Below are 21912 nucleotides of genomic sequence, written 5' to 3'. Positions count from 1 at the left end.
TCAGATAGGGAGGTTGCTCAGGAGTTCGGCCAGTTGCAGGCTTTCGCGAGCTTGCGTCGAACCGAATCCAGGCCGGCCAGCTGAAAGGTACTTTCGTACGGCAGAGCCTTTCCGGCGTAAACCTTGATCAGGAGCTGGCCGCCCTCCGGCATCGACCGCAACAGTCGAACGACGTCACCCTGAAAGGCAAGGCTTTTGCCGCCTTCTGCACTGCGCCAGCGCTCTTGGATGGATGGCCAGTCATTGATCTGGTACTCGACCTTCACGACGCTGTCCGGAGATGGCTTCCAGGACGGCGAGGTGGATATCATCAGCTCGGTCCGACTGGCGCGACAGCGGATGGAAAACGAGGAGGGCGCCTCCTTTGTCGCTGGGCGTCCCATGGTCTGCGCCTCGATCTGCGGCTTGTAGTCCACTGGTGAAGTCGTCTCGCTAATGACCCAGCTCTGCCCCGGCGGTGCCGGGGTGGTCGGTCCCGTTGCATCTCCAAGCAACTCATCGAGGCATTTCAAGCGTTCCATGCCCTCAAGCCGGGCACATTTCTTCAACCGGTCGGCTGCATCGTCCGCCCGTGCGCAGGTCGGCAGGCCCAGGATTGCTGACGTAATCAAAGCCACCGCACCTACGCCCTTCATCGAGACAGTCCCACCGTCGCGCCCTGTGAGCGATCGAGCCATTCCTGTGCTGGGCCGAACCGGGCGAGGCCGGGCACGTTGGCGCGGAGGCTCACGTCCTTCCATTTCGGATCAAAGCCCGGCGACTGCAGCCGGTCGAGCCGGCCCAACAACTGATCCACGAAGCGGGCCATGCGCACATAGCGGTCGGATTGTTTTGGCCAGTTGTAGCCCGCGAGAATGGTAGGAACCGCAATAGTCGAGATACGTTCCCCCTGCGGCACGAGGCTAGGATAGTCAGCCGAGCTGATCACGGACGGCAGATAGTAGTCTTCGAATCGCGAATCGTATTCGACCGGCAGAAACTTGTATCCGGGCTCCCAACGCCCCTTGAGAAACGCATCGACCGGCTTCGACGTGATGAACACAACCGCCGCGATTTCCCCGCTCTTCATTTGCTGCAATGCGACCTGATGGGGAATGAACATCTTCTCGACATTCAACCCTAGCCGGCTGAAGATCAGGGGACCGGAATAAGCGGCTGCTGTACCTTGCGTGTTGAAGTTGACCTTCTTACCCTTGAGGTCATCGAGCGTCTTGATCTCGGGACGCACGAAGACGTGCAGTTCGGCTGGGAAAAGGTTGAGAATGTAGACGATGCGACGGTCGATCGACGGGACCTGGGCCTTGTACTCGTCGAGGGCGTCCGTATTGATGATCGCCGCATCCACCCCCCGCAGATAGAGCAGCGAATTGACGTTCTCCGTCGCGCCGGTCGTCACGATCGGGATGACGTGGAGCCTGTCTTCCTCGTTGACGACGCGGGCGATCTCCGCCGCAAGTCGAAGCGGAGCACCCTCGATGAGACCGCCCGCGAGCCCCACGGTCCAAGCATTAATGCGCTCTTTTGCGATTATGTCGGCGTTCTTTGCCGGCGCCGCGGCTGGCGCTGCGGGGGGCCTGCCAGACTGGGCGTTCGCCGCTATTTGCAACCCGACCAGCGCCGCTAAAATTGCGGACGCCAACTTGATCATGCGCATGTGTCGTTCTCCGTCGTCTGGCTGCTTCGGGATCTGGTGCGACGCTACTTCAGCGCCTTGATGCGCTCCTCTGCATCGTCAATGCCGCCGGCCTTTGCTCTTTGATACAAGTCGCGCGCTTTGGTCCGATCGCCCGCTACTCCGCGCGCACGCCACGATTCCAGCACGGGCGGATCATAGGTCTCCGCAAGCATGAAGGCGGCCTGCGCGCTGCCCCGTGCAACAGCCAACTCTAGCAGCTGGCGAGCGCTGGTGATGTTGACCTGCCGGAGCAACGCAGTCGCCCGTGCAAGCAGCCTCTGCTCGTCTGCGGGGGCGCGGGGCGTCGCGCTCGCCGGAGCGGAGCGCTCCGATGCCGCGGCGACTTTCGGACCGGGATCCGCGGGCGGGGCGCGATTTGTCGTTTGCGCCTGCGATGTCGATGAGCCAGGTTTCGAGGTAGCTTGTGGGTTGGAGGCGACCGTCCGGGCGGTGTCTTGCTCGCGTGAGCGCTCTCCTCCTTCGCCGTTAGGAGCGAGATCGGGCGCACGCTCCTGTGCGGTCCGCTCCGGCGGCCGATTTGCGGTGGAAATCGCTGCGGCCAATTTTCCATTCGCATCGGCGAGCTGGGCCCTGGCCGATGCAAGCTCGCGTGCGAGACCGTCGGCGCGCTTGCGCTCGCCGACGAGGGCATCGTTCTGCTTCGCAGCCGTCGCGTTGAGTTCCGTGGCCCTGAGGATCTCGGCATAGGCAGCGGCGAGGGCCGCGGAACGGTCCTCAACCTCTTTCCGCGCGGAGGCCAGTTCGCGAAGGAGCGCTTCGCTCTTGTCCCTCTGTCTGACCGCTGCCTTCTTGTTCTCGGCCTGGGCGGCATCGGTGGCCCGGGCGGCCTCTCCGGCTGCGGAACGCGCGTCATCACGTTGGTTCGTCAGCGATACCGTTTCGCGTGCGAGCGCGTCTGCTCTGTCTCGCTGCTGGCCTAGCTCGCGTTCCAGTGTCTCTCTCTGCTGGGCCTCGGCTTTGCGGGCTTTCATAGCGGCGGTCTGCGCGGCCTCGAATTCGGCCTGAACGGAGGTGAGCCGCTTCACGGCGTAATCTGCTCGATCTCGCTGTTGCGCCAGTTCTTTCTCCAGGGCGAGACTTCGCTCCGACTTTGCAGCGGCCGCCTTTGCGACGTCGGAGGTCTCGGCTTGAGCTGTGACGGCCGCTGTCCGGAGGGTGACCAGTTCCGTTGCTGCGGCATCCGCCCTGTCGCGTTGTAGCTTCAGTTTTTGCTCCACGTCCTGCTTTTGCGTGGCTTCTGCAGCGGCGGCTTTGGAGGAGTCGCTGGCGGCGGTCCGTGCGGTCTTGAGCTCGGCCCTGAGGGAAGTCAGCTCGGTGACGGCCCCCTCGGATTTGTCGCGTCGCTGCTTCAGCTCGACTTCGAGTGCTTGCTTCTCTGCAACTTCTGCGGCGAGGGCCGTTGTGGCTTCAGCCGCGGCGCTCCGCGCGACGTCGAGGTCCGATCGGAGCGATGCAAGCTCGGCCGCGGCGGTCTCTGTGCCGCTTCCAGGTGCCACTATCGGTTCTTGCTTGGGTTCTGCTGCGGAGATCTGCATCGCCTTTGAGGCCGCGATCCGGGCCGCGGCGAGCTCCGCCGCGAGGAATGAGAGGTCTCGCGCCAGATCGTTCACCTTGTCCCGTTCCAGCTCAAGGGCGTGGGTCTGCCTGATCCCCAGCTCAATGGCCCCCATCGCGTGCGCCCGCTCGAGCTGGACAGCGTTGAGCTCTGCTCGGACACTTGCCAGCTCACGTGCGAGCCTGTCGGCTCGATCACGCTCCTGTTCAAGTGCCTCGTGCTGCCTGATCTGTTCGGCTTCAACCGCCGGGATGCCGAACTCGATAGCGTCCGCGGGCCGCCATGCGCGAATCCGACAAGGAGTCCCAGGAGGAACGTTGCCGCGGCGGCTGTCCGCACGAGATCTCCGCCAAGCGATCGATCCTGTCGGAGAGGACGGGGAACGCCGCTCAGCGAAGCGATCATTTCGTGCGCGATAGCCTGTGACTTCATCGTGATAGCTCAGACCTGGCCCTGGGCACCTTGTCGTTCCGCCTCATCAATGACACCGCCTTGGTCGGTGCTCTGTCGATGTGGCAGTATAGGTAGCCACAAGGAGGTAGAGGCGCGCCGCTCCGGGAATAAAGTAGATCGTCTATGCTGCTGCTGCGCCTTCCTTGACCAACGCAGCCGCGCGCAACAGATTGGAGCGCCAGCCCAGGCTGCGCAGTGTCCACACAATTCAGGGGAAGGCAGAATGAACAAGACAATCGTCGTTTTCGCGAGTCTGACTTTTACTGGCGCGTTTCTGGTGAGCGCACTCCAGACAACTCATGCCGCTCAAGCTGCAAGCCCTAAGCTCAACGACAACGCCAAGATGATCGTCAGTCCCAAGCGTGTGCAGTCGCATCGGCTCGTCGTCCAGGTGGACGTCAATGATCCGGCGCTCATGAACCTCGCGTTGAACAACGTCAGCAACACGGTTCAGCACTATTCAGAAATCGGTCAGAAGGTCGAGGTCGAACTGGTGGCGTTCGGACCAGGGTTGCACATGCTGCGAGACGACACCTCGCCGGTGAAGGCACGCATCAAATCCATGAGCGAGACCATGCCCGAAGTTGCATTCTCCGCATGCGGAAACACCAAGGAAAATATGGCGAGGGCCGAAGCCAAGGAGATTCCTCTGATCTCGCAGGCGAAGGTCACCACATCCGGCGTGGTCCGGCTGATGGAACTGCAGGAGCAGGGTTGGAGCTACCTGCGCCCCTGAAACACTGCCGGCCGGGCGTTGGCGTGATGCGTCGGCGGGGTACGAACTCTCAAACGGACGACGCTTTGACGCGAGCGTTCGGGCTGCCGCGGCGCTTTCCCTGCGGCTCGGCACGAACAGCCCTAGCAGCCCCGGCAGCAGCCGCAGATGCCGGAAAATGAAGAAGGCCATGGCGATGTGCCAGATGATCAGCGCGGCTGCGCTGGCGATCGCAGCGCCGGTCAATCCGAGCCAGTAGATGAATGCGATGCTGGCGAGAACGTTGATGATAGCGCTCAGGGTCAGCAGAACGGCAGCCCCCCGTTCGTGCTCGGTCATCGTCATGATGAGCAGCAAAGATCCGAAGGCGGCTGCGATCACCTGCCCAAAGAGCAGGATGCGCAGAGCGGTGGCGCCGGTCACAAAATCCCCGCCGAACCAGGAGAGAAGTGGCTCGGCCAGGATCGCCAACCCGAGCGCGATGCACACCGACGTACAGAGGGTCCATAAAGCGGCCTTGGTCACGAGCGCCTGCAAGGTCGCCCGATCGTTCCTTGTGAACAGGCTCGAGATGGTCGGTGCGAACAGGGTGTTGATCGCAGTGCGAGGCAATGCCACAAGGAACGCGATGTTGAAGACCAGGCTATATATTCCGGCTTCCCTGGTTTCTCCGAACCATCCGAGCAGCACCACGCCGGCGCGATTGAGAAGGGCTTCCGCCCCTGCGATGATCATGAACGGGATGGCAGTCTGCCGCCAACTTGCGGGCGCATATTGAGGCTCTGCCGCCCTGATCGGGTCTGGACACAATCTCCGAACGGCTTGGCTGGCGAGCACGAGTCCAACGCCGGCGCCGGCGACGGTTGCCATCATGATCCCCTGTGCCTCGATGCGCGATCCGAGGAAAAGACCGGCGATGACGACGATGATCACGAGTAATCCGTCCCGCACCACGCGGTCGGGTATCAGTGCCGGCACCACGCCGCCAAAAGCGCGGACAATCGAGCAGCGTATCCATAGCAGCGCCAGAACGGGAATGAGAACGAAGCCGACCAGAAAGGTGTTCGTCAACTCCATCGAGAATGGTCTAGGCCAGATCCCGATAATGCCTGCCCCGATGGACGCGACCAGAAGGCTTATGCCAAGTGAACGTCGCTCCGCGTATTGGATGACGCCCCGCGCAAGGCCGCTGGCTCCCATGGTCTGATACGCGGACACGAAGCGCAGCAGTGCAATGTCGAAGCCGAGCGCGCAGAAATATGCGAGGATGGTTATCCAGGCAATGACATAGGCGTAGACGCCGTAAGTGTGGGCGCCGACAACTCTGGCGATCAGGAGCTGCGCGCAGGCAGTTACGCCGGCGCTGGCAATGTAGATCGAGAATGCTGCAGCTCCTCCGATCACCACTCGTCTGATCCGTGCGTTGCCGACGGTCCGGTCATGCATTTCCATTTTCTGTCCTTGCAGTACTGGTTCTATCGAACGCCCCAAGATCTAGGTCGAAAAACGATTCAAGGAAAATGATTGAACAGGGAATGGCCTTAGAGTTCCGCTTCAACATGTGCTGGTTTGAACATGTGCTGGTTTGGTCCTGGCGCGCTTCTGTCGGTCGACGATGCTCACGATCTGCCGTTCCATCTGTTCGACGGCCGTGGCGAGAGACGCTTGATTGACCGACGAGATGCTCACGATGTTCCGGCCTTTTCTGCGCAGCAATTCGTGCAGAAGGTCGACAATGCTGCGCGAACTGAGGCTGGTTTCCACGTCCAGCTCAAGCAGCTGTTCGATCTTGCCCCCGAGATGATGCCGGTCGCGGAGCCGCTCCTCGAGGAGCTTGGTCGGCGCGTCGAGGCGTATCAGGATATCGGGCTCGGGCACAAGATCCAGTGCATACGAGATCAACGCTTCGTCGGCAATGCCACAAAGCAATGTGAGAGAGCAAATCGCCTGGACGAATGCTTGGTCAAACAAGACGATGTGCGCAATCGCGGATCTGCGAAACCAGGCGTGCGACAACCTGGACATATATTGCAGCAGCCTGAGCGAAGAAAGCGGGTTGGACGGTGGAAGTATCTTGATCAGATTCAACGCTGTCCTGAGATCGCGTGAAATCCCCCGCGGTCGGAATATCATGGACGCGAATTCCGCCAGCGGACGCGTCAAGCGTCGCGTCGCGAAGGATATCCTCCGAAGGGGTGTTGACAGCGTGACGGTTGGCGAGCGCTCGGCCGGCCGATGGCTGAGTACGAGGTCCACGGTGTAGTCATGCTCGCGCAGACGTGCCGCAAGGGTACGTGCAAGAGTGGTCTTGCCTGCACCTGGAGGACCGAAAAACTCGATGATCATATCCGAACTCAGACAAATGAAATGATTCAATGAGACGTTCTGTCGCCTGCCCTAGAGTATCCGCCACACCTCCTTCTTCACCGCGCGAATGACATCGGCTAGAGGCTGTTGGGCGTCGATCGAGACAACGCGTGCGCCGGAAAACGCGAGGCGCGGGATAGCTGCGATACGTTGCGTGATCACGGCAGGATCCATGTCGGGTTCGCGCCTGGCGCAAACCTCCGGCGGAACGACCAGCTTGATCACGATATCCGGTGGGAGGCGCTCGGCAAGTGAATAGGCTTTGGCTTCAAAGCGACGTAGCCAGAGTGGAATCCCGACCAGGCGCGGCATCAGCGGACCTTCGTTGAAGCCGGCGATCTCGTTCTGCGGGTATCGATCGGTGACCACCACAAGGCCTCGGCGGGCCCCACGATGCGCGGCCGACAACTTGGAGCGTTTTTCGATGGCCGTGGCCGTCGCCCAGATCGCCATCAGAGCACTGTACACCCGGCTCGGAGGGCGATCCGAGATCTTGCCATGCGACGAGCCCTTGGGCTTGGTCTTAAACAACGGCGCGATCAGAGGCACCATCAGCTTGAGCGGCCATAAGACGAGGAGGGCGTCCCGCGCCGGTACCGAAATAGACCGGAATGACATCCACCTCCTCGCCGAGCCACTGCCGGATTGTCGCGACGATGGTTGACTTCCCACTGCCGTCGACGCCGATGACGGCCACAACGTGCCCACCACCTGGGGCCCGTCGACTCCACGGCCGGGGTGCCCAGATAAAGCGTTTGTTCAGGTAACCGGCGACCAGGTGCGCGGCACGTGTCAGCCCCCGCAGTCCTGCCTCAAGATCGTTGTAGGTACGATAGGGCGCGAAGTGCCTTCGGATGCGCCGCCGCAAACGTCGCTGATGCTCCAGCGCAGGTTGGCAATAAAGCGCATCCGCAACCATGTCGGCCAGATCGTCGCCCAGTAGTTCAGCCGCTCGCCTTCCGAGCGCCGCGCGAGGAATTCGGCCAGCGAGTTCCGCGCGATCAAGTGCGAATTTGCGTGTCATTGCCTGCCAGTTGCGGAGCACGACAGGATCCGATCGCCGCAGTTCAAGGGAGCCGCGTACAATCAGCAGCAATGCCTCGTCGACGGGCTCCAGAATACGGATCGGTAGCTCCGGGTGAGCAATCGCTCGTTTCGCCAGGACCTCTTCCCAGGGTAGGTGATAGTTCTTGAGCAGGCTGGCGCCGGCGACCAGCCGGACATGCAGATGAAGATGCACGATCCGGCCACTCGGTTCGTCATGGCCGAGATAGCTCAGGACCGACGGATGGTCACGATAGGGGACGGCCGGAAAGAGCTTGAGACCGCGCTCGAGGAGGATCGCCTGAGCGCGGTGCTGATCCCGATTTGCCACAAGGAGATCGAGATCTCCGTCGCCGGTGAGGCCGCGGTAAACTCGATTGCTGCTCTTCCAGTAAAAGTAGGTGATGTCGTGTCGATCAAAGTCGTTCAAGACCATGAGAATAAGCGGCAATATCGCGCTCTCGGCGGTCGAGCCGCCGGTCAGGTCTGTCCTGTGCAGGGCACCCTGTCTCATCTTTCGTGCCCTTTCCGCCCGAATGATCTTGCAATGTCCAGCGCTTGAAGTCCGATCTCCTGCATCCGCTGAAACGGGGAAGAGGTGATCGCGTGGAAGCGTTGACGTATGCCGGCGCGAGCCGCGTCTGCACCCCCGGCGGAAAATTCGCTCGCATCGCCAAAGCCGTATTGCGCATGCTTCTTGAGATCGACCTGTGTCGCAATGGCCGCTGCAAAATCGCCGCGCTCGTTGTCGAAGCGCCCGCAGCCGCGAAGGAGGCCCACGGCGTTCTGAGCGACCTCCCGCCTCGTGCTCCCCCATTTGACGACGAAGAGAAGCTTGTCGGCGATCGACGGGAGCAATCGCGCCTCAATCGCTGCAAGGACTGGCGGACCATCAATGATCACGCAATCGTAGCGTTCGCGCAGCTGGCGAACGAGTTCGGCCATCTGTTCGATGGCACTTATTGGGTCGAGCCGATAGCCGGGTATCCGGAGATAGTCGAAGCCGGCCTGCGGAATGTGCCGGATCGAGTCCGCCAGCGATCGGTTCTGTAGACCGACGATTCGTCGCTCGCCGGCGCTGTCGAACTCGCCAACGCGCATGCCCCTGTGAAGGTCGATGCCGATCAGGAGCGCACGCCGTCCGAGGAGGCCGACATAAGCCGCGAGTCCGCGTGCGAGCGTGGTTTTCCCTTCGCCGGCGATGCTGGAACTGATTAAGACCGTTTTCACATGACCTGGCTCGACCAGGCGTAATGTCGCAGCCGTTGACCGAAGCGCTTCCGCGTACGGAGAGAATGGCTCGATCCGAACATAGTCTCCTGCGTCAGTCAGGCGGCCCGCGGGCATTTGCGGGACCAGACCGATGCAGGAGAGTCCGAACGCGTCGGTGATTTCCTTCTCGCTGCGAAGCGATTTGTCGAGGCGTTCCTGGACGAGGGCGACGAAGCTCCCACAGATGAGCGAGACGATCAGGGCAGGGAGCATGAACAGGATAGGATTCGGAGAACTCGGTCGTGACGGCGGAGAGGCAAGTGAAAGAATGCTGACGTCCGGATTGACGAGCTCTTCCTGTTCGCGGATCTCCTTCTGGCGCTGGAGAAGACTTGCATAAAGCTGTGCGTTGGCGGCGGTTCGGCGTTCGAGTTCGCGTGGGTCGGCGTTAGCTCCTGTTCTTCGCCGCCGGCATTGCGGCCCACATCGGCGCGCCGCTGGGTTGCTTGGTGCAGTGCTGCGCTGGTCCGCTCGATGTCGGCCTTGACCGTCGCCATTCGTTCATCAAGCCGGGCCAGTTCGCCAGTGGTGTAAGCTCGTTGCTGCTCGGCATTGCTCTGAACGTAGAGCTCGACGATCCGGTTGACGATGTCGGCGGCCCTCTCGGGGCTCGTCCACTGGAAGGTGACGTTGATGATGCGTGAGCGGCGTTCCTGGAGAACCTGCAGACGACGCTGGAGATCGTCGAATTGCAGGCCTGCGTCGGCTCGCCTATGATGGAATAGCGGTCCAATCCAGACACCCAGCCTTCGCTTGAGCTCCTTCAGGCCCAGCGGGCCGGCCTCGCTCGTCTCGGCCTGAGCAGGTTTCGGTGTGATGGCCGGATCCACGGCGACGTCGGGTGCCAGCCCGCGAAACTTTGGGTCGTTTCGAAAGCTGTCAAGAACGTGGCGCAAGTGATAGGGAGATGTCAGCATGGTCACCTGGGTGTCCACGGCCTGCTGGAGCGCCTCGGGACTTAGGGGAGTGCCGCCCTGAACCTGGACGACCTGCGCGGTCGCCGTATATTTGGGCGTGATGAGTACACCGGCGATGCCGGCCAGCATCGTTCCCACGCCTGCGATGGTGAGGATGAGGTTGCTCCTCCGACGAAGAGTCCCGATCACCTGCTGGAAGCCGGGTTCGGGTGCGATCGTGGTCTGATCGTCTTGCTGCAGAGCTTCGAAGTCAGGCCCTATTGGTATGCTGTCGGCTATGAGACCGGTCTTATCCATCAATTGCATCAGTACCTCCCTGCCATCGGCCCATCCTCGCAATCAGCTTAGCCTCGAGCTCGGTTGGCTCGTGCCATATGCCGGTCGCGGGCGAAGAAATCGATCCCATGCGTTCGCCAGGCGAGCATGGCCACGAAGTGCGTTGCCTCTGGCGATCGATCGTAGTTGGCCCGCCGGCATCGGCTCTGCGGTCAGGCAGACTGCGATTACAAACCAGAAGATCGGATGCCGAAGCAGGAAGGTGGCGATGGCGTAAATGCAGAGACCGCACAGTAACGTCGGCAAGCCTGCTTGACCGGTCGCGTAGGCGGACCGGAAAGCCGTTGCCACGAGCCAGACGAAGCTCAAGACGATCAGGAGCCCGCCCTGGGTAAATAGGTCGAGAATCGTGTTGTGCGCCTCAAAATTCGGCACGAACGAGGGCTTGGGGTGTTCGACAAAGTCGGGATGGACCGTATCCAGCTTCCTCGCCGAGACGATGGAGTTCGGGATGTCGAGATGCGGACCGGGGCCCAGGCCGAGCATACCGGATTCGACACCCCGCCTGACCGCCTGGCTCCAAAGCTCAAATCGCAATTCCGTCTTCTCTTTGGTTTGCTCGGGGTTGTCCCGTGCCATCGACTTGGCGAGGTCGCTGGCTTCGACCGCAATCGAATAGGCCAGCGGCGCCATCGAGATCACGAGCCCGGGCAAGGCCAGCACAATCACCCAGGCGACCGCTGAACGGAAGCTGATCTGCCGCGCTCGCGAGAACAGCCAGGTTCGGCACTTGAACGCCAGGAAGATCGGGCCGGCCAGCACAAAAATGAGCGTAAACGAATCGCTCCCGGTGATCCGGCCCGTGTAGACGGGGATGATGGCGCAGGCGAGAGCGCCCATCCTCGGGCCGACCCTGGTGGACGTTTCGGCAAGATGGAGCGATAGAAATCCCAGCACCATGCAGAGGACTGCAAGTTGATGCGGATTCGACGACCAGCCTCGGAATTGATCCCACCACATCGGATCGACCGAAGGTAGATCGTAGAGACCCCAGGCGTCGGCCAGTTGTGCGACAATAACCGGCGTGCCGAGTCCGCACAGAAGCCAGGTGATGCGCCGCAACCTGGCTTCGGGGTGCGGCCCGAACACGCTCAGGCAACTGATGGCGGCCAATAGAGGATAGGCCATGACATCGTGTATGAACCATTCGGAATCGTGCTGGTCGCCGATGAGCTTTGCCGTCAGGGTTCCGAGGCTCTGCGCAAGGACAAACAGCGACCAGAACACCAGTAGCCGCGACAGCGCAGGCGTCAGGAGCAAGCGAAGGCGAGCTGCTTCGCGACCGAGTACGAGGATCACCCACATAAATAGACAGAGTTCGCCCGGTCCGACTGGCAAGCCTGCAAGCCGCAATTGGGACGCGGGCGTCAGCAGCAGCCCGACTGCGAACAGGAAGTCGAGGATCACAGACGTACCTCGCGCTGCGTCGATTGATTCCGTAACCGGCGTTCGACCGAAGACGGCAGCCTTTGAGTGATGATCCGAAACATGGCGATGGTTCGCGGGACAGCAGAAAGGAGTCCAGACCTCCTGTCCGCCCTTCTTATCTCGGGGCGCACATGAATGTCGTCCGGCTGGCATGTCTTTCGGTTGCGACACGTTCTGGCGGCGTCCATCGGACTTCAATTCATTCGGTTCAAAGCTATTGGGTTTCGATTGCGGCTCAAGAACGCTGCCTGTAATTCCGGTGAACCGGCGAGGGCCCAGTCTCCATTCTGCGGTCCCCAGCTGTAGGCGAAGTCGAAAACGGGGCTCGGCAGCAGCGCGTCCCAGCGAGCCAACATCAGCTGCATCTGACTTGCGGTCGGCAGCACGTATCGGCCTCCGCCGTCATTGATCCAGCGGCCGCCGCCAAATGTTTGGTAGACCGGGACCATCTTGTCGCGCGGCACTCCGGCGGCCTCGGCCGCCGCGACATAGCGGTCGATCTGGTGGTAATCGCAGCCGTTCAACTCCGTCCGGCAAGGGTAGGGATCGATGCCGAACAGGTCGACATGCGAGTTAGCGGGGTTGTAGGTGTTCTTGAAGGACGGCGTTCGTGACGACGTCATCGTCATGAGCAGGATGAAAGCCTTTGCGCCGGGCACGTTGGCGTGGATCCAGTCCGATTCCGCCCTCAGATTGTCAGCCGCACAAAGCGGGAAGTGCTGTCCCGTCGGATCCGGATCGTCCATCAAATAGAATCCGAACAGTTTGGCGTGGCCGATGTATGGGCGGACGGTATCCACGAATTTAGTGTCCGCGCCGCTGCATTGACCGACCCACACTAGGCCTCTCACACCCTCCGGCAGAGAGTCCATTTGGGCCAGGCTACTGACGTCCGCCACATTGAAGCCGGCTGCACCGGGAAGATAGTTGCCGGCCGGGTCGAAATTTCCGTTGGAGGCGAAATGCAACGTGGTTGTGGCCTGCGCGTGCGTGGGCGTGTCGAACACGAAGCCCTGCAGGAGCAATGCACTACCCCCAGCAGCACTGCTACCGCGAACCACGTAACGTACGTGACGCCTCTCCCTACAGGACGCTGCATGTATCCTCCCTCGCCGGCGCGAGGTTGCCGTCCTTGAACCGGACTGGGGACGCACGATCGATCAACTGCCTGTAGAGATTGGCATGATGAGCGACAACGGTCGCGAGCGAGAACTCCTTCCTGACATACTCGGCGGCGCGATCTGCCATGGCCAGGCCCTTCTCTCGATTGGCGAGCAAGTGGAGAATCTTTGCGGCCAATGCGGGCGGCGCTCCCGGGGCACCAGCAAACCGTTCCATCCGTCGCGGATGACTTCCGCGCAACCTGGCATGGTCGTGGTCACGATTGGCAGGCCGGCGAGCGCGGCCTCGAGGAGAACCCGAGGCACGCCTTCACGGTACTCAGTCGGAAACGCGAATACGTTTGCGAGCCTGAGCAGGGACGGGACGTCCGATCTCGGCCCGATCGCCTTCACATAGGGTGAATGCCGATCAATCTCGGCCTGCAGGATGGCGAGGGGGCCTTCGGATTCGCGCGGCCCGACAAGCAGGAACCGTACATCGGGACGCACCTCGTGCACCCGGGCAGCGGCGTCGAGCAGGGCCGGAATGCCCTTCTGCCTGGTCATCCGCGTCACGGTAATCACGACTTCGGCGTCGCCAAGCCCGAGCTCTTGGCGAAGCTGAGCCGGCGAGGGGCCTGAGCTCAGTGCTCGATCGAACCCCTCGACATCGACGCCCGCACCTCGGATCAGAACGGGCATGTTTCCTGCGATCCCGTGACGCTCGAAAAACGCGCGGTCGTCACCGATCTCAAATACAGTAGCGGCGGCGGTGCGAGCTGCAAGCTTGTGGAGCGCGCGATAGACCGGACGTAGCGTCAGGGCGAGAGGAGAGCGAGATGAATAGAGAAAAGCTCGTCCATTAATCGTTCGAATGGCCAACACACCGGGAGCGCTTCGCGCAGCCAAAGGCAGAAATATCGAGGGTTTGGTGTCGAAGCTTTGCGCAAGATCAGGCTGCTCCTCGACCAGGATTTTCGTAAGGCTTTTGATGGCCGCCCAGTCGGCCCGCGGGTTTACGAACCGGTTGAACTGGAAGTCTCGATAGCGGATACCTGCTTGCGCAAACGGAGCTGGGTCGCCGCTCGCCACGGCTGTTATGCGAAAGCCGCGGTCGCGCAGCGCGCACATCGCCGGAATGCGGAGATGATGATCTTCGCCCCCGATATAAAGAAGATGGGGCTGCGGCGGATCGCATCGATCCCTCGATGCCTCTCTTGGATGGTTGTCAGCGAGACGAGAACCGTTTCTTTGATCGCCGCTCAGCCCCGGTTTCAACATTTTCGCAAAGCTCCCTTATTCCCTATCGCGCATGCCTTGATCGCCCACGTCTTGGCAAATGCCGGCAGCCCGTCCGCGGAGACAGGATCTCGTCAAATTGTCCGTTGGATCGCAGCCCACTTGAACGGCGCCGCTGCCCAACCATCCATCGGAAACCGCAAAGCGGTATCCGCTGGAAAGCGCCAACACGCTCAGGGATGCGTGAACTTCACATTCAACCGAGAGAGTTGTCGGGAATCCACTATTAACACGGCACATTCGCGATCGTATCTGAATAAAGGAGTAATCACACGATCCACTCGCGCAATCGGCGGCGGCGCGTTGCGATGCTGCGCTAGGATCGCGCGTTCGCGGCGAGAATGGATTTGAAAGGACGATGCTCGATCGATGTCCGGCCGGCGGGTGAGGCCATATGAGGCGGCCCCTCTTTCCAGTACCCCCTTTGGATTACCTCTCCATTCACCTCTGTGTCCGCGCCATTGCTCGCCGCAGGGTCTCCCGCTGCGACACCTAGCGGAGGCCGTCGATGACGCCATCTCGGTGCGGGCTTCTGACCTTCTGAGCTACCTATTAGGGCCAAATGAAACTGCGCATGTACTGCGTTTTTGCCGCTCGGGTATCCCGAGAGCCCGGTTAGAGTTGCGACCGCAGGAGGCGACTTCACGGCAAGACGTGCCTCACGAGCAACCAGCGCTCGCAGGATCGAGGGCGAGACGAGGACGACAAAAGGACCGCTCGGGTTGCTGTCCGGATCTGATGTTATTGATCGCGAGATGTTGGCGGACCACATGCGGAATATCCAAGAAATGGTGTCTCCAGAGAAGTCGGCGCCCTTTGCCCTCGTCCTGTTGCTTAGGTTGCACGGTATTGCAGCCGACGAGGAGCAACTCTGTCATCGACTAGGTACCCGTCACATCGGCGTGACGGAGATGGTGCGCTGTGCGAAGGCTTTCGGCCTCAAGGCGCGCACGATTAAGACCGGCTGGGCGCGGCTTGCGCGCATACCGTTGCCGGGAATCGCCGTGCTCAATCAAGGCGGCTTCCTCCTGGTCGGCAAGGCGGACGGGGACGAGGTGTTGGTTCAGTGTCCCTCGGACCCCCGTCCGCGCAAACTCAGTCGTGCCGAATTCGAGACGCTCTGGGATGGCCGCATGGTCTTGATGGCGCGCAGGGCGTCGCTTTCCGATCTGTCTCGCCGATTCGACTTCACCTGGTTCCTTGGTGCAATTCGGAAGTATCGCCACCTCCTCGGAGAAGTTCTGCTCGCCTCCTTCTTCCTCCAGGTATTCGCCCTCGTCAGCCCGCTGTTCTTTCAGGTGGTCATCGACAAGGTGCTCGTCCATCGCGGCATCAGTACGCTGGAAGTCTTGGTGATCGGTTTGGCCGTGATCGCCGTGTTCGAAGCAGTGCTGGGCGCGTTACGCACTTACCTCTTTTCTCATACCACCAACCGCATCGACGTCGAGCTAGGCGCCCGCCTCTACCGCCATCTGGCGTCATTGCCGCTCATGTATTTTCAAACCCGACGGGTCGGCGACTCGGTCGCCCGCGTTCAGGAGCTGGAAAATGTCCGCAACTTTCTGACGAGTTCCGCACTGACTTTCATTATCGATTTCATGTTCACCGCAGTTTTCATTGCGGTGATGTTCGTTTACTCGCCGATGCTCACGCTGATCGTTCTGGGAGGGTTTCCGTTCTACATCGGCATTTCGGCCATCGCGACACCGCTGTTCCGTCAGCGGTTGGATGAAAAATTCCGTCGAGGCGCAGAAAATCAGGCCTTCCTGGTCGAGAGCATAACGGGCGTGCAGACGTTGAAGGCCTTGGCCGTTGAGCCCCAGATGAACAGGCGCTGGGAGGAACAGCTCGCTGCCTATGTTTCCGCGAGCTTTCGCGTTGTGAGCCTTGGAAATGTCGCAAGTCAGGCAGTGCAATTGGTGAGCCATCTGGTTACGGTTGCCATCCTGTTCTTCGGCGCGAAGTTGGTGATCGAAGGTGGCCTGACCGTCGGCGAATTGGTGGCCTTCAATATGCTGGCAAACCGCGTGAACATGCCTGTCTTGCGCATCGCCCAGATTTGGCAGGACTTCCACCAGGTTCGTCTCTCGATCGATCGATTGGGCGATATCCTCAATACGCGGCCGGAGCCGACTGTCGGCTTAGGGCGCACCGTGCTCCCGCCGATCACCGGCGCCGTCACATTCGATCACGTTACATTCCGCTATCGCACGGACGGACCCGAGACGCTGCACGACATTCGATTCCATGTTCCGGCAGGCCAAGTCGTCGGGATTGTTGGTCCGTCCGGCTCGGGCAAGAGCACGCTGACCAAGCTCCTTGAACGGCTGTACGTGCCGGAAAGTGGCCGTGTCCTCGTCGATGGTGTCGATCTTGCCTTGACCGATGCCGCCTGGCTGCGACGGCAGGTCGGCGTCGTTCTGCAGGAGGACGTGCTTTTCAACCGAACCGTGGCCGAGAACATCGCGCTTGCCGATTCCGCCATGCCGATGCAGCGGATCATTGATGCGGCCATCCTTGCCGGCGCACATGAATTCATACTCGAACTGCCTGAGGGCTACGATACCATTGTCGGTGAGCGCGGCTGCAGCCTTTCGGGTGGCCAGCGGCAGCGCATTGCGATTGCTCGCGCTCTGGTCAATGATCCCCGTATTTTGATCTTCGATGAGGCCACCAGCGCGCTCGACTATGAGAGCGAACGGATCATCCAGGACAACATGCGACGCATTTGCGAAAGGCGCACCGTCTTTATCATTGCCCACCGCCTCTCCACGGTGCGACGAGCAAATCGGATTATCACCATCGATCACGGGCGGATCGTTGAGGACGGCACCCATGATGAGTTGATCCGCTCGAACGGACGCTACGCAAATTTGCACTTGCTCCAGGCAGGGATCAATGACCATCGCTAGAAGCATCGTTCCGTTCCCGGATCGCCGCCGGCGCCGCGAAGAGGAGACGGCCTTTCTCCCGGCCGCGCTGGAGGTCCTCGAGAGGCCGCCGTCGCCGGTCGGCCGCGCTATCGGAATGATCATTATCTTGCTGTTTTGCGTCGCAATGGTCTGGGCGACGCTCTCCAGGGTCGATGTTGTCGCGACCGCGCCGGGCAAGATCGTGGTGAATGGCCGAACCAAGGTGATCCAGCCCGCGGAAACGGGAGTGGTGCGCGCGATTCACGTCAGGGACGGCGCGGTGGTCAAGGCGGGAGACGTGTTGATCGAACTGGATCCAACTATCACTGCCGCCGAACTTGATCACGTGAGGAGCGACTTGGTTGCTACGCAGCTTGACACTGCCAGGTTGCGCGCGGCGCTGGGACCCGGCGATCCGATGGCGACGTTCGCCCCTCCGATAGGAGCGAGCCAGCAGGCGATCGACCTCCATCGTCAGTTCCTGGCCAGCCAGATGGCAGAGCACAGCACGAGGTTGTCGGAACTCGATAGGCAGTTGGGACAGAAAAAGGCGGAGAGTGAGACAATCGCGGCGACGATATCCAAGCTCGATGCAACAATCCCCCTCCTTGAGGAGCGTGTGAACGTTCGCAAATATCTCTACGATAAGGCTATCGGGTCTAAGATCACCTATCTCACCGAGGCTCAGGAACTGGTCGGTCAACAGCAGGACGTTCTGGTCCAGCAGAGCCGGCTCCGCGAAGCGGAAGCCGCGACGGCGAGTCTCGCGCAGACCAGATCCAAAGCGGAAGCGGAGTTCCGACGAGCGCTCTATGACGATCTGTCCAAGGCCGAACAGCGGGCTGCCGGTCTCGCTCAGGACATGATCAAGGCGGAGCAAAAGGCGAAGCTGCAAATTCTCACCGCGCCGGTCGATGGGGTCGTGCAGCAGCTCGCCGTGCACACGATCGGTGGCGTGGTAACACCGGCACAAACACTGGCGTCCGTAGTTTCGTTGAAGCCGGATTTCGAGATTGAGGCGCTGGTATCTAACCGAGATATTGGCTTTGTCGTTCCGGGGCAGACCGTCGCAATCAAGATCGACACTTTCAATTTTACCCGCTACGGCCTGCTGAATGGTAGGGTGCTCAGCGTTTCAAGGGATGCGATCATACGTGATCGACGTGAGGACGGGGCGAGGGATCAGTCCGGCGGAACGGAAATCGCGTCCAGCGAGCCGAAGGGGCAGGAGCTGATTTACGCGGCCCGCGTCAGCCTCGATCGTACCTCGATGGACATAGAGGGTCGGACCGTCCAACTGTCGCCGGGAATGGCGGTGACCGTCGAGATCAGGACGGGTTCGCGACGCATCATCAGCTATCTGCTCTCACCGTTGACGCGGTACAATCAGGAAATATTACGAGAAAGATAATGGCCAGGGGCTTTGAGCAGGGAGAGCGTGCCTCTTGGCCTCCCGGCGGCGGCGCCCCGGGCCGTTGCAGGGACGGAAACGGACGTCAGGTCTTTAAGGTATAAGGGCGATACGTCCCAAGAGGGAGACAAGCTCCACTTGGCGTCGCGTCTGGGTCTTGACGAACAGCGAGGCGAGATGGGAGCGGATTGTCGTTCGGCTCAGCCGCTGAGAGCGGGCAATGTCGAGCAAATTGCCGCCGCGTGCCAATTCGATGGCGACATGAATCTCGGCGGTCGTGAGGCCAAACAAGCGTTGCAGCGTTCGGGGTGACGGCTCCGGACGAGCATCGAGGTCGAGCAGGACGATGGCGCAGGTGTCGTCCGACCAGACATTGGCGATCTCATTGACGAGGCTCGTTATGCCTTCGCGGGGCGACGTCGCCAGCCATGCCATCGAACCCGCGGAAACTTCGACGCCCGCGCGCTTTACGATGTCTCTTACAGCGACAGAGAGCGATTTTGTATCCAGAGCGGATCCACAATGGCGCTCCAGTATCGCCCGGCCCGTCGGGCTCACCTCGACCACACGGCCGTGTTTGAGCAAGATGTGCACGCAGCCAATACGGCCGAGGGCTGCGTGCATTTCATCGCGCACGTCGAACCGACGGTCCTCGGAGAGGATTGGGGGAGCACGGTTGGAAATGTTGAAAATGGATTCCTTGGATTGGTAAAGTGATGCAACCGAGCTGCTCTGGGTCAGGTTCAGCATTCGATGCGCGCCTTTCGTTTACCGGCTCGTTCAAGTGAACGACATCTGACCACCATTCTCCAATTGGCAGGCGCGTTGTAAACATTGAATCGGAGTTAGGCGGTCTACTTGGGAGTAATCCAGCCGACGTTCTCGTGAAGCCGAGCAGGCTCACGCGGGGTAGCCGGAGATCGCTTGTTGAGTGCCCAGTGGGGAGGATCTGCGGATCAGTGCGACGCATTGAGCTGGTCGCGTTACGAGCCGCCGGGCGCCCGCAACGTGATTTCGATAACGTCGCCTGGTTCTAGGTCGAAATCTTCGGATGCGACGATCTTTTCCCAACTCTGGCCGGACTTTCGTACGACGGTGACTTGCGGCTTTAGGTCACCCGTTCCCGCTGGTATCGCCGCGCTTCCGCTTACGGGCTGCAGCTTCTGCGCTAACGACCTCATTCTGATGCGCAGGTCGGTTATGTGGACGTTGGAGTCCCTCAGCTCATGAAGCAACGTGATCGTGCGCTGGCTTGCGGCGCGATCGATCTGCCGAGCGGAATCTTCGCGCTGGCGTTGGAGACGCATAAGTTCGACGGTGGTTTGCAGACGTCGCGTCGACGAAAGCAGAAGGGCGCGTCGACTTTCGGTGACGCGGGGACTCGGTAGGGAGCCCGAACCGAACAGCTTCACGACGCGGTCGAGTTCTTCCTCATCCGCCTGCACGCCTTTCTCTTCGCCCTCCTGCTGCTTACTGAGAGCCGCGAACTGTCCGTCCGCTTGCTTTACGGCGTTCTCCAGAAACGTGCGCTCCTTGCGATAGTCGCGTTGGGTGGTCTTTAGCGACTCTGCCTCAGCCTGCACGATCGGAACGATCGCAAATGACGGCAAGGATATGTCCTGGGGTGCGGTCTGATCGAAGGTGTCCTTGTCTGCGAGTTCGGCATCGACACGAAGGATATGGAAGTACTCCTTCACGTACTCCGCAGAAAGGGACTGATAGTCACGCAGAAGATCCGCTGGATCATTGGTGCCAGGCTGATTGCGGGAACGCAACAGGCTGTAACCGCCGGAAACCGCGACCGCCTGGCGCACGGTCATTGAGGACCTGTATGCCAACTGTCCGGGCGTCAGAACATCGCCGGTGACGTAGATAGGACGGTACTCCACCACGCTCGCGAGAACGTCCCCAGGCACGACGACGATTGCCTGTTCTCGCCCGTCTGGCAGCCGTTGCCGCAGTATCTTCGACTGTAACAACGTTTCCATCCGGCTCTGCAACTCGGCCGTGGTCAGGCCCGCGACCTCGACCGTGCCGATTCCGGGAAGAGCGATCGTGCCGTCGATCTGGATTTGCGCGCGGTGACGTTGTTCCGACGCAACTCCGATCGACACTTCGACGGTATCACCCGCCGCCAGCCTGTACTGTGCTGCGAAGCATGGGCTGCTGGCGAGCAGAATAATCACCATCCAGCCGGCAATCGAGATGTGGCTGAATGTCCTGACGCTCGTGCTGCCGTCCATGGCGATCTCCTTGCACCGATAAAGCATACGCAGCACGGCGTGGTTTATTCCGGAGGAGGAGGTTGTTACACTCCGTAGGGGCTCCGCAATCCCGAAGAGAGCCTGTCCGGGAATGCGCTGACGGTTGCGTGGGCTCGTCATGTAATAAAATCCGTCTGCTGTCGGATGTTCTTGGTGGAGAGACGACCACGCCACCAATTCACGGTTCGCTCCAGTCCTTCGCGCAGCGTTACCTTCGGCGTCCAGCCGGTTGCCCGTACGAACCGCGTCGAGTCGGCTAGGAGCGCGCGCACTTCCGAATTTGTCGGCCGCAGGCGCTTTTCGTCGCGAAGAACCGGCTTGTGACTGGACGTCAGCTCGAGAATGTTGTCGATCAGATCACCAATTGTGATGGCGCGCTGACTCCCGGCGTTGTAGGCATGGCCATATTCAACACCGTCCGAGAGCCCGGCCGCCATGAATGCCGCGGCTGTATCCGTGACGAATGTCAAATCGCGGACGGTGGTCGTATCGCCGACCATGATCGCACCGCATTCCGGATCCAGGGCCTGCCGGATGATCGTGCCGATGATCGCACGTTCGCTTTGCCGAGGTCCGAACGTGTTGAACGGTCTGAGGATCACGACGGGAACGCCGAACGAGCGCGCGAAGGCCTCCGCCATCATGTCTGCGCCGATCTTGGAGGCGGAGTAGGGCGATTGCCCTTGCAACGGGTGAGATTCATCGATCGGCATCTTCATCGCCGTACCATAGACCTCGCTCGTTGACGTCACGACCAGCCGTTCGATGCCGTATTGCCGTGTGGCCTCGAGGATGTTCAATGTACCGAGTACGTTGGTCTCCACATAGGATTGCGGCGCGAGATAGGAATAGGGTATGGCGATCAGCGCTGCGAGGTGAAAGATATAGTGATGGCCCTGCACAAGTCGGCCGACGAAGGCCGCGTCGCGAATGTCGCCGCGCACGAGGTTGAGCTTGTGTCGGGTTGATTGGGGGATATCATCGAGCCAACCATGGCTGTCGAAAGAGTTGTATTGCGCCAACGCAGTTACGTCAGCTCCTGCCGAAACGAGGTGCTCCGTCAGGTGCGATCCGATGAAGCCGTCGGCTCCTGTCACGAGAACTTTTGCTCCAAGATAAGTCATCATCGCGCCTCTCTTTCTC

Annotated in this window: 16 protein-coding genes and 2 pseudogenes; 2 read left to right on the top strand and 16 right to left on the bottom strand. The window is 60.8% G+C overall.

Features of this window, described 5'->3' with window-relative positions; translation table 11 throughout:
- Positions 1 to 17: 17 nt before the first annotated feature.
- From ACTGJ9_RS35760 to ACTGJ9_RS35700, 13 genes and pseudogenes are all read right to left on the bottom strand, one after another.
- On the bottom strand, positions 18 to 635 hold the full coding sequence (locus tag ACTGJ9_RS35760; RefSeq protein WP_456674873.1) for a hypothetical protein: 618 nt from the start codon (positions 633 to 635) through the stop codon (positions 18 to 20).
- Positions 632 to 1654: a TAXI family TRAP transporter solute-binding subunit gene (locus ACTGJ9_RS35755; protein ID WP_456674872.1), complete on the bottom strand. Its 1023-nt coding sequence runs from the start codon at positions 1652 to 1654 to the stop codon at positions 632 to 634. Before ACTGJ9_RS35755 ends, ACTGJ9_RS35760 begins: the two co-directional genes overlap by 4 nt.
- Positions 1655 to 1698: 44 nt before the next feature.
- The gene (locus tag ACTGJ9_RS35750) at positions 1699 to 3231 is read right to left on the bottom strand and encodes a hypothetical protein (RefSeq protein ID WP_456674871.1); all 1533 of its coding nucleotides are present in this window, start codon (positions 3229 to 3231) and stop codon (positions 1699 to 1701) included.
- A gap of 933 nt (positions 3232 to 4164) precedes the next feature.
- Positions 4165 to 5871 (bottom strand): lipopolysaccharide biosynthesis protein, encoded by a 1707-nt coding sequence (locus ACTGJ9_RS35745; protein WP_456674870.1) that lies wholly within the window; start codon positions 5869 to 5871, stop codon positions 4165 to 4167.
- A gap of 102 nt (positions 5872 to 5973) precedes the next feature.
- On the bottom strand, positions 5974 to 6765 hold the full coding sequence (locus ACTGJ9_RS35740) for a hypothetical protein (protein WP_456674869.1): 792 nt from the start codon (positions 6763 to 6765) through the stop codon (positions 5974 to 5976).
- 51 nt (positions 6766 to 6816) lie between these two features.
- Positions 6817 to 7338 (bottom strand): hypothetical protein, encoded by a 522-nt coding sequence (locus ACTGJ9_RS35735; protein ID WP_456674868.1) that lies wholly within the window; start codon positions 7336 to 7338, stop codon positions 6817 to 6819.
- Entirely contained in the window at positions 7310 to 8344 is a 1035-nt protein-coding gene (locus ACTGJ9_RS35730; RefSeq protein ID WP_456674867.1) for a hypothetical protein, read from the bottom strand. The genes ACTGJ9_RS35735 and ACTGJ9_RS35730 overlap by 29 nt, the downstream gene beginning before the upstream one ends.
- Positions 8341 to 9315, bottom strand: coding sequence for a hypothetical protein (locus ACTGJ9_RS35725; protein WP_456674866.1), 975 nt, complete (start codon positions 9313 to 9315; stop codon positions 8341 to 8343). Before ACTGJ9_RS35725 ends, ACTGJ9_RS35730 begins: the two co-directional genes overlap by 4 nt.
- Positions 9316 to 9414: pseudogene (locus ACTGJ9_RS35720) on the bottom strand (hypothetical protein); the annotation flags it as partial.
- A gap of 629 nt (positions 9415 to 10043) precedes the next feature.
- Positions 10044 to 10316 (bottom strand): annotated as a pseudogene (locus tag ACTGJ9_RS35715) (Wzz/FepE/Etk N-terminal domain-containing protein); the annotation flags it as partial.
- Between the two features lie 42 nt (positions 10317 to 10358).
- Entirely contained in the window at positions 10359 to 11762 is a 1404-nt protein-coding gene (locus ACTGJ9_RS35710; protein WP_456674865.1) for an O-antigen ligase family protein, read from the bottom strand.
- Between the two features lie 215 nt (positions 11763 to 11977).
- Complete coding sequence (locus tag ACTGJ9_RS35705; protein ID WP_456674864.1) at positions 11978 to 12790, bottom strand: hypothetical protein; 813 nt, start codon at positions 12788 to 12790, stop codon at positions 11978 to 11980.
- 153 nt (positions 12791 to 12943) lie between these two features.
- Entirely contained in the window at positions 12944 to 14164 is a 1221-nt protein-coding gene (locus ACTGJ9_RS35700; RefSeq protein WP_456674863.1) for a glycosyltransferase, read from the bottom strand.
- 806 nt (positions 14165 to 14970) lie between these two features.
- On the opposite strand from ACTGJ9_RS35700, the gene ACTGJ9_RS35695 reads away from it, so the two are divergent.
- Together ACTGJ9_RS35695 and ACTGJ9_RS35690 are read left to right on the top strand one after the other, a co-directional pair.
- A complete protein-coding gene (locus ACTGJ9_RS35695) occupies positions 14971 to 17094 on the top strand; it encodes a type I secretion system permease/ATPase (RefSeq protein WP_456678732.1) in 2124 nt (707 codons plus the stop codon).
- Positions 17081 to 18505 carry an HlyD family type I secretion periplasmic adaptor subunit gene (locus tag ACTGJ9_RS35690; protein ID WP_456674862.1) on the top strand — a complete coding sequence of 475 codons (1425 nt, stop codon included), beginning with the start codon at positions 17081 to 17083 and terminating at the stop codon, positions 18503 to 18505. Before ACTGJ9_RS35695 ends, ACTGJ9_RS35690 begins: the two co-directional genes overlap by 14 nt.
- A gap of 93 nt (positions 18506 to 18598) precedes the next feature.
- Here ACTGJ9_RS35690 and ACTGJ9_RS35685 read toward each other — a convergent pair whose 3' ends face one another.
- From ACTGJ9_RS35685 to ACTGJ9_RS35675, 3 genes are all read right to left on the bottom strand, one after another.
- Positions 18599 to 19255 (bottom strand): helix-turn-helix transcriptional regulator, encoded by a 657-nt coding sequence (locus tag ACTGJ9_RS35685; protein ID WP_456674861.1) that lies wholly within the window; start codon positions 19253 to 19255, stop codon positions 18599 to 18601.
- Between the two features lie 233 nt (positions 19256 to 19488).
- Positions 19489 to 20748, bottom strand: a complete 1260-nt coding sequence (locus tag ACTGJ9_RS35680; protein ID WP_456674860.1) for a polysaccharide biosynthesis/export family protein — start codon at positions 20746 to 20748, stop codon at positions 19489 to 19491.
- A gap of 137 nt (positions 20749 to 20885) precedes the next feature.
- On the bottom strand, positions 20886 to 21893 hold the full coding sequence (locus ACTGJ9_RS35675) for a GDP-mannose 4,6-dehydratase (RefSeq protein WP_456678731.1): 1008 nt from the start codon (positions 21891 to 21893) through the stop codon (positions 20886 to 20888).
- Positions 21894 to 21912 lie beyond the last annotated feature (19 nt).

The sequence above is a fragment of the Bradyrhizobium sp. RDM12 genome (genome assembly GCF_051917485.1).
GTDB lineage: Bacteria > Pseudomonadota > Alphaproteobacteria > Rhizobiales > Xanthobacteraceae > Bradyrhizobium.
The sequence above is the reverse complement of the archived record's forward strand: the minus strand, read 5'-3'. Positions and strand labels throughout refer to the sequence as shown.